At 64.2% G+C, this 13,735-nt stretch carries 11 protein-coding genes and 2 pseudogenes; 7 read left to right on the top strand and 6 right to left on the bottom strand.

What is annotated here, in order from left to right; all coding sequences use genetic code 11:
* Positions 1-734 precede the first annotated feature (734 nt).
* The 3 genes and pseudogenes from tnpA to QPR87_RS06935 all read left to right on the top strand — a co-directional run bounded on the left by tnpA (position 735) and on the right by QPR87_RS06935 (position 2,985).
* Positions 735-1,118, top strand: a complete 384-nt coding sequence (gene tnpA / locus QPR87_RS06945) for an IS66-like element accessory protein TnpA (RefSeq protein WP_285048866.1) — start codon at positions 735-737, stop codon at positions 1,116-1,118.
* 28 nt (positions 1,119-1,146) lie between these two features.
* Positions 1,147-1,410, top strand: coding sequence for an IS66 family insertion sequence element accessory protein TnpB (gene tnpB, locus QPR87_RS06940; protein WP_285049029.1), 264 nt, complete (start codon positions 1,147-1,149; stop codon positions 1,408-1,410).
* Between the two features lie 150 nt (positions 1,411-1,560).
* Positions 1,561-2,985: pseudogene (locus tag QPR87_RS06935) on the top strand (IS66 family transposase).
* Between the two features lie 21 nt (positions 2,986-3,006).
* Here QPR87_RS06935 and QPR87_RS06930 read toward each other — a convergent pair.
* From QPR87_RS06930 to QPR87_RS06905, 6 genes and pseudogenes are all read right to left on the bottom strand, one after another.
* Positions 3,007-3,398: pseudogene (locus tag QPR87_RS06930) on the bottom strand (transposase); the annotation flags it as partial.
* A gap of 110 nt (positions 3,399-3,508) precedes the next feature.
* Positions 3,509-4,609: a flagellar basal body P-ring protein FlgI gene (locus QPR87_RS06925; protein ID WP_285048864.1), complete on the bottom strand. Its 1,101-nt coding sequence runs from the start codon at positions 4,607-4,609 to the stop codon at positions 3,509-3,511.
* Complete coding sequence (locus tag QPR87_RS06920) at positions 4,606-5,625, bottom strand: flagellin N-terminal helical domain-containing protein (RefSeq protein ID WP_285048862.1); 1,020 nt, start codon at positions 5,623-5,625, stop codon at positions 4,606-4,608. The genes QPR87_RS06925 and QPR87_RS06920 overlap by 4 nt, the downstream gene beginning before the upstream one ends.
* Positions 5,622-7,082 carry a flagellar hook-associated protein FlgK gene (flgK, locus tag QPR87_RS06915; RefSeq protein ID WP_285048860.1) on the bottom strand — a complete coding sequence of 487 codons (1,461 nt, stop codon included), beginning with the start codon at positions 7,080-7,082 and terminating at the stop codon, positions 5,622-5,624. Before flgK ends, QPR87_RS06920 begins: the two co-directional genes overlap by 4 nt.
* Positions 7,083-7,137: 55 nt before the next feature.
* On the bottom strand, positions 7,138-8,478 hold the full coding sequence (locus QPR87_RS06910; RefSeq protein ID WP_011748976.1) for a flagellar hook protein FlgE: 1,341 nt from the start codon (positions 8,476-8,478) through the stop codon (positions 7,138-7,140).
* A gap of 87 nt (positions 8,479-8,565) precedes the next feature.
* Entirely contained in the window at positions 8,566-9,366 is an 801-nt protein-coding gene (locus QPR87_RS06905) for a flagellar motor protein MotB (protein ID WP_285048858.1), read from the bottom strand.
* 262 nt (positions 9,367-9,628) lie between these two features.
* Here QPR87_RS06905 and QPR87_RS06900 point away from each other — a divergent pair, with 262 nt between their 5' ends.
* From QPR87_RS06900 to QPR87_RS06885, 4 genes are read left to right on the top strand one after another with little or no spacing between them, the layout of a single operon-like run.
* Complete coding sequence (locus QPR87_RS06900; protein ID WP_011748974.1) at positions 9,629-10,309, top strand: paraquat-inducible protein A; 681 nt, start codon at positions 9,629-9,631, stop codon at positions 10,307-10,309.
* Complete coding sequence (locus QPR87_RS06895) at positions 10,306-10,965, top strand: paraquat-inducible protein A (protein ID WP_011748973.1); 660 nt, start codon at positions 10,306-10,308, stop codon at positions 10,963-10,965. The genes QPR87_RS06900 and QPR87_RS06895 overlap by 4 nt, the downstream gene beginning before the upstream one ends.
* On the top strand, positions 10,962-13,028 hold the full coding sequence (locus tag QPR87_RS06890) for a PqiB family protein (RefSeq protein ID WP_285048855.1): 2,067 nt from the start codon (positions 10,962-10,964) through the stop codon (positions 13,026-13,028). Before QPR87_RS06895 ends, QPR87_RS06890 begins: the two co-directional genes overlap by 4 nt.
* 1 nt (position 13,029) lies before the next feature.
* Positions 13,030-13,680, top strand: a complete 651-nt coding sequence (locus QPR87_RS06885) for a PqiC family protein (protein WP_104493842.1) — start codon at positions 13,030-13,032, stop codon at positions 13,678-13,680.
* Positions 13,681-13,735: the final 55 nt, after the last annotated feature.

Genomic DNA, 13,735 nt, shown 5'->3' with positions numbered 1-13,735 from the left:
TGCCCTTGCGCCTGATCATCCCGGTATGGCCGCTATCAGATGTCGGATGCCGACCACTTACTTGATGTTGTAGGTTAGGCCTTTCGGCACCATCTCGGTGCGGACGTTCTTGAGTTGCCGGGTCAGGAAGTGGGTGTGGCCCGTCCAGGCTTTCATGGTGCTGAACGGGTGCCCTACCGTCCAGCGGCAAGGAGGCATAGGGTTGCGGCCGAGCCGCTCTAGCGCGATGTCGAGCAGATCCTTGTGCTCCTATCGGGTGATCCGGTGCTCCTTTCCGCAGGTCGCACCCGTTCCGAACGGGATGGGTCCGGCATGTGTCGGTCCAATATGGCCGGAGCTGAAGCCTACGTTCCTCATCCTGTATAGCGGTGAATCAACTCCTGGTCAGCCGGGCAGATACAGACATCAGGCGCTTTGTCTCAGGGGAAGTCGGCCCTCAAATGCATGTCCTTAGCCTCACTGTCCGAGACGATCCGGTGCGGCACGGTCGTGATAATGCTCGCCTCATGACAGGCCGGAATTTCAGGGCTGCTGAAATACCTCCTGTCGGTGACGGCGTGCAGATTGTCGGTAACCGCCCGGTTCCCACCACCTGCCTGAGTTTGGGTCGATCCGCTATGGGACGTACATAACGAGTAACGGCCCGATTGTTACTGCCTGCCTGAGTTTGGGCTGATCGTTTAAGGCACGTGCATAGTGACGTCGTTAAGGACGTGTCTTATGGGGGACTTGTGATGCGGGGCGATATTCTTGGGCTCGACCGTCGGCGGCGGTGGAGCGACGAGGAGAAGCTCGAGATCGTTTTGTCGGTCGGCGTGGACGGGGCGACAGTGACGCAGGTTGCACAGCGGCACGATGTAACACGGCAGCAAATCTATGCCTGGCGGCACCAACTGAAGAAGAAGGGCGTGGTTTCGCCCTTGCCGGAGGCGCTGTTTCTGCCGGTGGAGTTGGACCGGCAGACGGAATTGGCGGTGCCGGTGCTGATCGCGGACACCGCAGCGCGGCGCCCTGCCCAGGTCGAGTTGCAACTGGCGAATGGCCGCTGCCTGCGTTTCGATCCGGCTCTGGACGCGATGACGTTGAAGCAGGTGATCCGGGTGGTCGAGGCAGCATGATCGGCCGGGAACTGGCGTCCGCGTCTATCTGGCCTGTGGCGTGACCGATATGCGCAAGGGGATCGAGGGCCTTGCAGCTCTTGCCCAGGATCATCTGCGCCAGAAGCCGACCGGCGGCGCGGTCTTTGCCTTCCGTGGGCGTCGCGGCGACAGGTTGAAATTGTTGCATTGGGACGGGCAAGGCTTCTGCCTGTATTACAAGGTGCTGGAAAAGGGCCGCTTTCCCTGGCCTACACGTGGTGATGGTGCGGCTCGTCTGACCTCGGCGCAGCTGGCGATGCTGTGGGAGTGAGCGGGTGAACGCCACCGGTTCGAGAGAACCCGCGAACGTTGACTGGCGCAGGCCGGACTGGGGCGCGCCGCCGGCCCGGGTGGGCTGATTTACCCTGCTGAAACGCCTCGTTTTTATGGTCAGGATCGCTGCCCTGTGGTAGTCGGACGCATGTCGAATGCGGCCCAGATCCTTCCCGATGATCCGGCACTTCTGAAGGCGCTGATCGCGGCGTTGCAGGCGGAAAACGCGAAGATCTCGTTCGCCGGTTCACTCGAACCGGTGGGGTGACCGGCTCACCGTTGCGCGCCTATGACCAGCTGATCCAGTCCCTGCGGCTGCGCATCGCCAGGCTGAAGAAGCAGGTCTTCGGCCAGGCCTCGGAAAAGATCGAACGCGAGATCGAACAACTGGAGCTGGCGCTCGAGGATCTCATGATCGCAGCGGCCGAAGGCCTGCCTGACGTCGTGAACGACGGCCAAAACGATGATGGGTTGGCAACGGCACCTGCCGATGAAGCCGGTGACCGCCCATCCCGCCGCGCGAGCGGCGGGAGTTCGATCCTGGCAGTTGCTGCCCCGATTGCGGTGGTGATCTGCGCCTGGTGGGCGAGGATGTCAGCGAGATGCTGGATCTGATCGCGGCGCGGTTGAAGGTCGTCCAGATCGCCCGGCTGGAAAAGTCCTGCCGCCGCTGTGAGCGCATGGTGCAAATACCGGCCCCCAGCCGGCCGATCCCGGGCAGCATGGCAGGCGCGGGCCTGCTCGCCCACATCCTCGTCTCCAAGTTCGACGACCACCTTCCCCTGTATAGGCAGCACGAGATCCTTGCCCGGATGGGGGCTGATATTCCCGACAGCACACTGGTCGACTGGTGCGGTCGCGCCATGAAGGTGCTGGCACCGCTGACCGAACGGATCGAGGTGGATGTGATGGCCAGCGACCCGGCTCGCATGGCGATGACACACCGATCCGGGTGCTGGACCGCGCGGGCCGCGACAAGGGGTTGGGCAAGGGTGTGAAGAAGGGCCGGATCTGGGCCTATGTCCGCCGTCGCTTCGCGAAGCGCGTCGAGAACGAGGGCTCGCCCATCGCCGAGGAGATGCTGCGCCAGATCTCGGCTCTCTACGGGATCGAAAAGTTCGTGCGCAGCAAGGCGCCGGCCGTCCGCCTGGCCGCCCGACGCGAGCAGTCCGCCCCGATCATCGCCGCGCTCAAGCCCTGGCTGGAGAAGCAGCTCTCGCGCATCCCGCAGAAATCCCTGCTGGCCGAGGACATCCGCTACACCCTCGCGCACTGGCCCGGCCTGATCCGCTTCCTGGACGACGGCACCATCGAACTCGGCACCAACCCGGTCGAGAACCAGATCCGCCCGATCGCGCTGACGCGGAAGAACGCCCTCTTCGCCGGCAACGAGGTTGGAGCTCAGAATTGGGCCATGCTCGCTTCGCTCGTTGCTACCTGCAAGATGTCCGGCGTGAATCCCGTCGACTATTTCGCCGAAACCCTCCGCGCCATCCTCGACGGATACCCCAAATCCCATATCGAAGACCTCATGCCTTGGCGGCACCAAAAGCCGTCAAGCCTCGCTGCATAGGGCCGCGTCATCGCGCTTACCTTTGAACTTGCAGCCGACGATGACGATGCAAGCACCCCTCAGCACGCCAATCCGGCGGCATGGCTGGACGAATTGCGCATAAGTTTGCGGATAGCCGGCCGCTATCGCGCCGGACGTCGACAACGGTTTTGTGGGCGGACGCCAGTCTGCCGATCAACCACATTACTTCGACATTCCTGCCGATCTTACGCTCCGATTGGACGGGACCCGGTTCAGGTGGCCATAGATGAGCAGCTTGAGCAGCACTGCCGGGCGATAACCGGGCTGACCGGTCCTGGCAGAACTGACTGCACGAAACCCTGCAGATCCGGTTCACTTGCGAACAGATCGACGATCCAGACCAGACGATCATCGCCGATCCAGTCCTCCACCCGATCCGGGAACAGTGCCATCTGGTCGCGCCGAGCACCATCGATGAAACGACCATGGCACCACTCCTGATCTCGCAGAACTGTAGTATGGCAATAAGTCTTGATGCTCCTCCTGCCGTTCCGTTTCGGTTTCAGTTCACGATGAATTCGGCATGCAGCGCCCCGGCGGCATGCACTGCCTTCAGGATATCGATCATATCACGGGGTCTGATGCCTAGCGCATTGAGCCCCGCGACCACGTCCGACAAAGATGATTCGCCGGTTATTTCGGCAAAGCCGATTCCTGGCTCCTGCGTGATTTCGGCCTGCGTCCTAGGCAGGGTTACGGTCTCTCCCGGTGCGAAGGGGTTGGGCTGTGACACGACGGGAGTTTCGCGGACCCGCAGCGTCAGGTTGCCCTGTGAGACGGCCACGCGCGAGATGCGCACGTCCTCGCCCATGACGATCGTGCCGGATTTATGGTCGATGACGACTCGTGCGGCCATCTCGGGCTCGACAGTAATATTCTCGATTTGCCCCATCAGACGCGCCGGATTCACCCGGCCCAGAACGGTGGAGTCGATCACGATGGTTCCCGAATCGACAAGTTCGGCCAGTCCACGCCCCAGCTTGCGGTTTATCGCGGCCTCCACACGTGCAGCGGTGGTGAAGTCAGGGTTTCTCAGTGCCAAGCGCAGATTCGTCGTCTGGGAGAAATCGAAGGCAACCTCTCGTTCCACCCTGGCGCCAGAAGGAATCGCACCGGTCGTGGGAACGCCCTGAACGACCGAAGCGGCTGTGCCAGAAGCCTCGGTGCCGCCCGCCAGAACCGAACCCTGCGCAACGGCGTATATTTCACCGTCCGCCGCGTTCAGCGGCGTCATGACCAGCGTGCCGCCCAACAGGCTTTTCGCGTCGCCTATCGCCGCGACGCTGACATCAATCTGCGAACCGGAGCGTGCAAATGGCGGCAGGGTTGCGGTGACGATCACTGCCGCGACGTTCTTGGGACGAAATGCTTCGTCGGTGACGTTCACGCCCAGCCTCTCGAGCAAGCCGGCCATGATTTCTTCGGTAAAGGGCGAGTTCCGCAGGCTGTCGCCCGAGCCGTTGAGCCCGACCACCAGACCATAACCGACCAGGTCGTTGCCCCGAACGCCGTCGATATTGGCAAGATCCTTGATGCGCACCGGGGCGGTAAGACCCGGACTGGCAAGGCTGAACAGTATCAGGATAAGGCAGAGAAACCTCATGACAGGTAGTCCGTCAGGTTAAGGCGGGAAAGCCGGGCCGTAATGGCATACAGGCTTTGAATTTTTGCTTCGGTCTCCTCCAGGGCGGTCACGGTTTCAAAAGGATCGGCGCCGATCAGGTTCATGCGTGCGATCGAAAGCGCCGCCGTTTCTGCTGAGTTTCTGGTTTGCGCTTGGGTGACGATCGCTTGCTGTCGGCCCAGGTCGGCCTGGGCGCTGATCAACCCGGCGGCACCCTTGAGCAGCCGGGTTCCGGCCTCGGAAAAGAGATCCCGCAAGGTTGCCGTGTCGATTGCCGCGCCTGCTTCGGATGCATAGGCGATAATCGCCATTCCCTTCAGCGTATTGCGCAGTGCCGTCGAATTCGCTGTCAGGGAGTTGTCGATCTGGCGATCCGGTGAGATCGAAAACCGGGTGCTGCCATTGTCGTCGCCTTGATAGATCCTGTCGGCAAAACCTCCCATTCCGGCGGGTGCGTCGAACCACGCATCAATGCGATCTGCGATATCTGCAGCCGTAGTGACACCTGCGACCGTGCTGGTCAGTTCCGCGAGCATCACGTCGAAACTGCCAAGCGGTGCACTGTCGGTTCGGCTGCCTGCAAACAGATATTGCCCACCGATACTGGTGTTCAAGGCGCTGAACATCGACCGGAAATCCTGCTTGGTACTGTCGGCGCGCGCTCTCAGATCGTGCTCGCCAGAGATGTTGGGCTCACTCAGCAGTCGAGGGCCCAAATCGTCCACGACGCCATACACCTGCTCAAGTGCCGCCTGCATCGTGGTGAGCCGGTTCTGTGCTTCCGACGCGTTTTGCTGGAAGGTGGTCAGAAGCTGCAATCGCGATTCAATATGCGAAATTCCAGCCAAATCGCCGCGAAGCGCCTTGGGAATATCCGATTTGACCCCGGAGATCATCTCTTGGGTCAAGTGGTCCAGCTTGGTCCTGAGCCCGTTCTGGCCAAGCCGGAGTTGATAGGAGCGGGACAGATCGCCGATGGAATGAAACGAAGTCATGTCAGCCTCAGAATAGCGTCGAGCATATCGTTTGCGGTCTGAAAGACCTTGGCGTTGGCGGCATAGGCGCGCTCCAGGGCGAGCAGGCTTTCCATTTCCTTGTCGCTGTCGACCCCTTCTGCGAGGAGGGCCGCCTTGAGACCGGACTGGTGCGAACTGCTTTGCAGCGCGCTGGCTTCGGAACGAATGCGATTCGTGGCTGCGCCCGAAGACATCTCTGCGGAAAGTGTCTGCAAGCTACGCGGTGCGTTGGAAAGATGGGCGGAAGCCGGAGAGCGCGAGGCCGAGATTGCCGAGCTTAGACGGTCAAGCAATGCGCTTTCCCCCGAATTGCCGGGGTCGGGTGCGTGGATACCGGCGCGAATCCGCCACAGCTGTCCGCCCGTCTCAGGGCTCACCAGGAAAGTTACGGCGATACGGCCAGCGAAACCGGATTCGTTGGTGGGGTCGAAGGCGCCTTGTGCATCCGTGAACAGTCCCGGGCCGCCGGTATTCAGGGAAGAGTCGATCATGGGATCGGACAGCCGGTCATACAAATCGCGGGCGAAAGCGTCGATCTGCTGCTGATAGGCAGGAGCGATCTGGTCGCGAATGGCGAAATTCGCACCCAGGCTTCCGCCGCTCAGCATGGTCTGCTGCTGCGGGCCGGTAAGCGGCTTGCCGTTGAGGGTCAACGCAGAAAGGGCGCTGCTGCCGATGGACATCTCGGCGGTGATGCCGGGGACGGCGCTGAACTCGATCCTCGCCGGCTCGGTTCCGTCCAGCAGAATGGCTCCGTCGGGTGTGAACAGGGCGATCCTGCCGTTCTCGCGCGGCACCTCCTTGATCGGCAGGATATCCGAGATACCGTCTATCGCCGCCTGGCGGGCATCGACCAGCGAGGAAGCATCCTTGCCCTGCGCTGTGATCGTAACGATCTGTGCATTCAGTTTCGCCACCTGCTGCAACGCCGCATTGAGCCGTGAAACGTCGCTTTCGATGGCCTGTTCGGCCTTGCTGCGCTCCGCCTGGATCGTTGTGGATATGTCGTTGATCTTCTTTGCCAAGGCGGTGGCGGTGTCGAGCACATTCGATAGGCGCATATCGCTGTCGGGTCGTGATGCCGCACTGGTCAGGGCGGATTCGAAATCCGTCAGGCTTTGCCCGAGCGAGGAGATCCCGGTCCCGGTGCCGAAGGCTTTTTCCATGGCCGCGTGGAATGCGGCGACGGTTCGGGACGAGCCGACACCCGCCTCGGCCAGCCGATTGTCTGCAATCAATCCGGCGGTGAATATCCGGCTGACACCATCGATGTTTACGCCGCCACCGTGCTCGGACGGGCGCGACGACAGGTCGAGTTCCCGGCGCGCATGGCCGGGCGTCAGGGCGTTTGCGATATTGGAGGATACGATCTCGATGCCCCGCGAGGCTGCGGTCAGGCCCGAAACGGCGTTGGAGATGGCGGACGAAATGCTCATGGACAAGCTCCGGTTTCTGGGCGCGGGGTGCGGTCTGGATCAGCCCCGATCAAGGTCAGCGTTTGAGATTGGCCGTTTCCTGCAGCATCTCATCGACGGTCTGGATGACCTTGGCGTTTGACGTATAGGCGCGCTGGGTCTGGATGAGGTCGGTCAGCTCGGCCGCGACATCGGTCGTCGATGCTTCGCGTGCATAGCCCGCGACGGCTCCGGTGGGACCATCGCCGGCATTCCAGAGATAGAACGCGCCGGATCGGGGCGAGATCTTGTAGGTCTGGTTGTCCATTGCGATCAGGCCGTTCGGATTGGGAACATCCACCAGCGGCACCTGATACAGGGTCCGTGTGAAGCCCGTGTCGTAGGTGGCCTGGAGATAGCCGTTCTCGTCGATCTCAAGCGCGGTCAGGTTGCCGACGGGTGAGCCGTTCTTGCTGACATTGGTGGGGGAAAAGCTGGCGCTGAGCTGCGTGATCCCCTGGTTGTCGCCATATCGGCCCAGATTGATGGTCATGGGGCCGTTCGCGCCGGGAACCGTCAGCAGGCCTGTTGCCGCGCTATAGGCGCCACCGGCCGCCGTCGTGACATTCGCAAGGGTGCCGCCGCCGGCCTGGCTGTTGTCGAATTCCAGCGTATAGATGCCAATCAGGGATTCGTCGGCGGGCGTGGCCGGATCGTTGATGATCGCCGAGTCGCGGATTTCCATCGTCCAGCGATTCGTCTGAGCCCCGGCAGCGCCGGTGATGTCCGGCCTGAAGGTGACGGTCATTCTTTCGGAATTGCCGAGATTGCCGAAATATTCGACCTCCATCTCGCGTTCGGTGCCGGTGGCACCGCCGACCGCTTCGCCGGCGGGCAGGTTCACGCGCAGGTTGATCCGGGTCGTCGGGTCTGCCGCGGTTTGGCTGGGACTGATCATGATCGGCTGCAGGCCGGTCGTGGAATCTCGCGGTTGGCTGGGAATCGTGCCGTCGGAGTTGGCCGGCCAGCCCATCAGCACCAGACCGGAATCGGTGCGCAGGTAGCCCTGGTCGTCGGTGCGAAACGAGCCGGTTCTGGTCATCACCAGGTCGCTTGACGTGGCCGTCCCTGAATCCAGGGATGCGGAATATATGACCGGAAGCATCCCCCGCCCTGAAATCGCAATGTCCAGCGGATGCGAGGTGGGAACCAGGTTGCCGCGCTCATCGACTATCCGGCTGGTGGCGGCGCGGACCCCGTTGGCGGTATAAAGCCCGCCGCCGCGGCCCTGGTTGATCACCATGCTTTCAAAACTGGTGTCCACCCGCTTGTAGCCATAGGTGCCGGAGTTCGCGATATTGTCGGAGATGGTGGCCAGGCGCGTCGAATTGGCGGCGAGCCCGGACACCCCGGCGCTGAGGGCAGATGAGATCGACATTTTATTGTCACCCCTGTGTGAGTCGTTTCGCGTGAAGTTTGGCGACCGGGGGTTAACATGCCGCTAACGGCGCCCTGCCGCGGCGGGTCATCTCAGTAAAATCACTTCGATCCTGTTGTTGTCCGGGTCCATTGGGTTGACCGATCGGTTGCGCCTGTCGGCGAATGCGGTGACGCGCTGGATACGCGTGGTGTCGAAACCCGCGCCCTCCAGCAGGTTGCGCAGGGCATGGGCACGGGCGTCGGACAGCGCCCAGACCGGGGATTGGATCAGCATCTCGGGGTAGGCGCGGACATGGCCGGTCAGGGCGATCTCGTTCCTGACGCGCCCCAGCACGCCCGAGAGAATACCGGCCAATTCCTTCATGGCGGGGGTTGGCTGGGCGCTGTCCCCGACGAAAAGCGGCTCGTCCATCAGGTCGGTCAGTTCGATGACCAGCCCTTCGTCCGTCATGCGGGTCACGACGTGGCGCAGCAGGTTGACCTTTTGCAGGGATTCCGCGCCGCTGCCCGTCAACTGGTCCTGGATGTGGCGAGCCATGTCCTCGAAGCCGGTATCACGCCCGTCCTGGGTGCGGGCGGCCAAACTGTCGCGCGAGGCGCCGGCACCCTTGCCGGAATTGGTCTCGGCATCCTGCACCTCGCCCCCGAAGGGACCGTCATGGCCGCTGCGGGTCGATTGGATCAGCGTCGGGTTGAAATAATCCGCCAGCCCCTGTCGCTGCTTTTCGGTGGTTGCGTTCAACAGCCACATGAGCAGGAAAAAGGCCATCATCGCAGTCACGAAATCGGCATAGGCAACCTTCCAGGCGCCGCCGTGATGGCCGGCGTCGCCCCCGCCCTGAACCTTCTTGATGGTGATCGGGGCGCTGCCGCCGTTCCCGGCCATGAGCCATTCCTTTCGCTGCCTGCACGCAAGGTCAGGTGCGGGGCGGTGAAATTCCAGTTAATGGCTCAAATGCCGGCTATTTCCCTTGGGTGCTCCTGTCAGGCGGAGTTTTTATGAAGGGATATCAATCCCATCTCCGGCCGGCATCGCCGTGCGCGATGAAGTAGCCGCCGGCCGGAGCCGTGCGGAATCGTCCAAGGCCGACGAATCGGCCGCCGCCGTGGCATCTTGCGCCGGCCCCGCGCCCCTATATTCTGCCCCGATGCAGACCGAGGGCGAATATGACCTGTCCACCGGCGCGGGGCTGATCGCCTGTCCGCGCTGCGACGCGTTGCATGTCGAGCGCGAGCTGGAACCGGGCGAAACCGCCCGCTGCGTGCGCTGCAACACCGTTCTGGCCAGCCCCCGCGCCGGCGCCTTTACCCGGATCATCGCGCTGTCCCTTGCCTCGCTGGTGCTGATGGTGGGGGCGGTGTTCTTTCCCTTCCTGGAGATCTCGCGCATGGGGTTCGGCAACGAAACTTCGCTTTTCGGGGTGGCGCTGGCCTTTTCGCACGGGGCCCTGATGCCGCTGACCGTGGCGGTTCTGGGCATGATCGTCGGCCTGCCGGTGCTGCGGGCGGTGCTGCTGGTCTATACGCTGCTGCCCCTGTCGCGGAACCGGGCGCCCTATGCTCATGCCGTCCCGGCCTTTCGCCTGTCCGAGGCGCTACGGCCCTGGTCCATGGCCGAGATATTCGTCATCGGCACCGCCATCGCGCTGGTCAAGGTGGCGGGTTTGGCGAATATCAGCCTGGGCCCGGCATTCTGGGCCTTTTGCGGGCTGATCCTGGTCAACGCCGCCAGCAACGCCTTTACCAGCGCCACCACGATCTGGGACGCCATCGAGGATGCCGGGATGGCCACCGATGGGCGCGAGATCGTGCCGGAGACGCGGGCATGAGCGCGCCCCAAGCCCCGGCGCCGGTGCTGACCGCGCATCGCGCCGGGCTGGTCGGCTGCCGCAGCTGCGGCCGGGTCTGGCCCGAATCCGAAACCACATGCCGCCGCTGCGGCGGCGCGCTGGTGCCGCCCGACCGGCGCTGCCTGAACGCGGTCTGGGCCTGGCTGGCGGCGGGGTTCGTCTTCTATATCCCGGCGAACCTGTTTCCGATGCTCAAGACCTCGACCTTCGGCGGGCTGCGCGGCAACAGCGAATCCACCATCCTCGGCGGCGTGGTCGAGCTGATGCACTATGGCAATTACGGCGTCGCGGCGATCGTCTTCCTGGCCTCGATCGTGGTGCCGATCGGCAAGTTCATCGCCATCAGCTGGCTGGCGCTGGTCGCGGGGCGCCCTGCGACCGTCCGGGCCGCGCATAAGCGCCTGCATCTTTACGAAGTGGTCGAGTTCATCGGCCGCTGGTCGATGATCGACGTGTTCATCGTGGCGATCCTGTCGGCGCTGGTGCAGCTGGGCTTCGTCGCCTCGATCCATCCGGGGCCTGCCGCGGTGTCCTTTGCGCTGTCGGTTGCCTTCACCATGCTTTCCGCGCAAAGCTTCGATCCGAGATTGATCTGGCGCGGCCTTCCGCTGCGCAGCCGCAAGGACCACGAATGACCGACAGGCCCTCGCCCGAGCGCAGCGACGCCCCCCTGAAACCCGCAGAACCCGCCCGCAAGCCTGCGGCCCGCGCCGTGCGGGCCGGGCTGCCGCTGATCTGGCTGGTGCCCATCGTGGCGCTGATCGTGACGTTGGGCGTGGGCTGGAACGCCATCGCCAGCCGTGGCACGCTGATCTCGGTCGCCTTCAAGGACGCGACCGGCATCACGCCCGGAGAGACGGCGCTGAAATTCCGCGAGATCACCGTGGGCAAGGTGGAATCGGTCCGCTTCACCGAGGATCTGCAACAGGTCGAGGTGAACATGCGCGTGGACAAGGACCTTGCGCCCTATATCGACAAGGATGCGCAGTTCTGGATCGTGCGGCCGCAGGTTTCGGCCCAGGGCATCTCGCGGCTGGATACCGTTCTGACCGGCTCTTTCGTCGAGGGTTACTGGGACAACCAGGTGGACGGTCCGCAGACCAGGTTCCAGGGCCTCGACAAGCCGCCGCTGACGAGTTTCGGCGAGAAGGGCACCTGGATCGTGCTGGCGGCCGAACGCTCGCGCGGCATGACCGAGGGCGCGCCGGTGCTGTTCCGTGGCCTGCCGGTGGGGCGGATGCAGAACCTGCGGCTTTCCGAAACCGACGAGGGCGTACTGACCGACGTCTTCATCGCCGCGCCCTATGACGAGTTGCTGACCACGAACACGGTGTTCTGGGACACTTCGGGCTTTTCGGTCTCGCTGGGCGCGCAGGGGGTTTCGCTGAACGTGAACTCGCTGGCCTCGGTGCTTCAGGGCGGCGCGGAATTCGCCACGCTGACCTCGGGCGGGGCGCCGGTCGAGAACGGGCACGTCTTTTCCCTGCAACCCGACCGCAGCGCGGCCGAGGCGAACCTGTTTGCCGACGAAAGCAGGGCGCTGCGCCTGACCATGCTGATCGACGAGTCGGTGAAGGGGCTGGAGACCGGCGCCGACGTGCAGTTCATGGGCCTGACCGTCGGGCGCGTCACCAGGCTCGCCGCGCGTATCGTCCAGGATGTGGACGACCAGGACCGGGTCGAGCAGGAAGTGACGCTGGCCCTTACGCCCGAGCGGTTGGGCCTGTCCGGCGACGTGACGCCGGAGCAGGCGCTGGACTTCATGGCCGGCCAGGTCCGGGGCGGCCTGCGCGCCCGCCTGGCCAGCGCCGGCTTCTTCGGCACCTCGCTTCAGGTCGAGCTGGTCGAGTTGCCCGATGCCGAACCGGCCGAGCTGGACCGCGAGGGCAGGCCCCATCCGATCATCCCCTCGGTTCCCGGCGACATTTCCGATTTCAGCGAGACCGCGCAGGGCTTCCTGACCCGCGTCGGCAACCTGCCCATCGAGGAAGCGCTGAAATCCGTCACCGACATGATGAACAGCGTCACCGCCATCGCCAGCAGCGAGGACACCCGCGCCATCCCCGGCGCCCTGCGCGGCACGCTGGAGGATGCGCAGGCCGCTGCCGGCGAGATCCGCCAGGTCACTACCGAGCTGCGCGAATCCGGTGCCGTGGGGCAGTTGCGCCGTATGGTGGACGAGGCCGCAGCCGCCGCCGAGGCGGTCAAGCTTGCCGCCGCCGACGTGCCGGCGATGGTCGACCAGATCGATGCCGCCGCGGTCAAGATCGAGGCGGTGGATTACGCCGCCATCGGCACCGAGGCCGAGGGCATCCTCAGGGATGTGCGTGCGCTTCTGGGCACCGAGGATGCCGAGCAACTGCCCAGGAACCTGTCCGAGACGCTGAAATCCGCCTCCGGCCTGCTCAACGACCTGCGCGACGGCAATGCGGCGGGCAGCCTCAACAACGCGCTCGCCTCGGCCAGCACCGCGGCGCAGGATGTCTCGGATGCGGCGAAGCGCCTGCCGCAGCTTTCCGCGCGGCTCGAGGCGCTGGCGGCACGGGCCGATGCGGTGATCGCCGCCTATGGCGACCGCTCCAGCTTCAACAACGAGACCATCAACCTGATGCGCGAGATGCGCCGCGCCGCCAATGCCTTCGGCAGCCTTGCGCGGACCATCGAACGCAATCCGCAAGCCTTCATCCTGGGACGATAAGATGCGCCTGATCCTTGCCTCTGCCGCCTGTCTCGCCCTGCTCGGCGCCTGCTCGAACGGCGAAAAGACCGCGCGCTACCTGATCGACCCGCCGGCCACGGGCGAGCGGGTCGCCGACCGGCTGGGCACGGCGGAGCTCAAGGACGTGTCCTTGCCGGAATACGCCTCGGGCGGCGAGGTCAGCTGGCAGACCGGGGACGGTGCCGTGCGCTCGAACACGAAACAGCTCTGGGCGGACGATCCGCAGCGGGCCTTTACCCTGGTGCTGGCGCGGGCGATCTCGGACCTCTCGGGCGCCACGGTGATCGCCGAGCCCTGGCCGCTGGCCGAGCCGCCGCGGCGGCGGCTGGAGGTGCGCGTCGAAAAGGCGCTGGCGCAGGCCGACGGGCTTTATCGCCTGACCGGGCGCTATTTCGTCTCGGACGAGGGGGCGGGCGGCGCCAACCAGGCGCGCAGCTTCGACATTTCCGTGCCGCTTGCCGACCAGAACCCCGCGGCCATCGCCCGCGCGCAGTCGCAGGCCATTGCCCAGCTTGCCCGCCAGATCGCCACGCTGTCCGGGCCGGGCCGGTCGATCCGCACCAGCACCGCGCCGGTGCCGCGGATCGACGACATTTTCTCGCAGCCGCTGCCGCCGCTGGAGGGCAGCTGAGCCCGGCTGCGACAGTTTGACGGCTTTCCGCAGCACCGTTCCCGCCTAGACTGCG

It is taken from the genome of Paracoccus sp. SSJ, assembly GCF_030234105.1.
GTDB classification, from domain to species: domain Bacteria; phylum Pseudomonadota; class Alphaproteobacteria; order Rhodobacterales; family Rhodobacteraceae; genus Paracoccus; species Paracoccus denitrificans.
This window is presented reverse-complemented; position numbering and strand designations above follow the sequence as displayed.

What these genes read in the sequence shown, in the direction of transcription:
- tnpA (WP_285048866.1), top strand. Translation starts at nt 735, where the DNA reads ATGCGGGGCGATATTCTTGGGCTCGACCGTCGGCGGCGGTGGAGCGAC.
- QPR87_RS06925 (WP_285048864.1), bottom strand. Translation starts at nt 4,609, where the DNA reads ATGAGGTTTCTCTGCCTTATCCTGATACTGTTCAGCCTTGCCAGTCCG.
- QPR87_RS06920 (WP_285048862.1), bottom strand. Translation starts at nt 5,625, where the DNA reads ATGACTTCGTTTCATTCCATCGGCGATCTGTCCCGCTCCTATCAACTC.
- flgK (WP_285048860.1), bottom strand. Translation starts at nt 7,082, where the DNA reads ATGAGCATTTCGTCCGCCATCTCCAACGCCGTTTCGGGCCTGACCGCA.
- QPR87_RS06910 (WP_011748976.1), bottom strand. Translation starts at nt 8,478, where the DNA reads ATGTCGATCTCATCTGCCCTCAGCGCCGGGGTGTCCGGGCTCGCCGCC.
- QPR87_RS06905 (WP_285048858.1), bottom strand. Translation starts at nt 9,366, where the DNA reads ATGGCCGGGAACGGCGGCAGCGCCCCGATCACCATCAAGAAGGTTCAG.
- QPR87_RS06900 (WP_011748974.1), top strand. Translation starts at nt 9,629, where the DNA reads ATGCAGACCGAGGGCGAATATGACCTGTCCACCGGCGCGGGGCTGATC.
- QPR87_RS06895 (WP_011748973.1), top strand. Translation starts at nt 10,306, where the DNA reads ATGAGCGCGCCCCAAGCCCCGGCGCCGGTGCTGACCGCGCATCGCGCC.
- QPR87_RS06890 (WP_285048855.1), top strand. Translation starts at nt 10,962, where the DNA reads ATGACCGACAGGCCCTCGCCCGAGCGCAGCGACGCCCCCCTGAAACCC.
- QPR87_RS06885 (WP_104493842.1), top strand. Translation starts at nt 13,030, where the DNA reads ATGCGCCTGATCCTTGCCTCTGCCGCCTGTCTCGCCCTGCTCGGCGCC.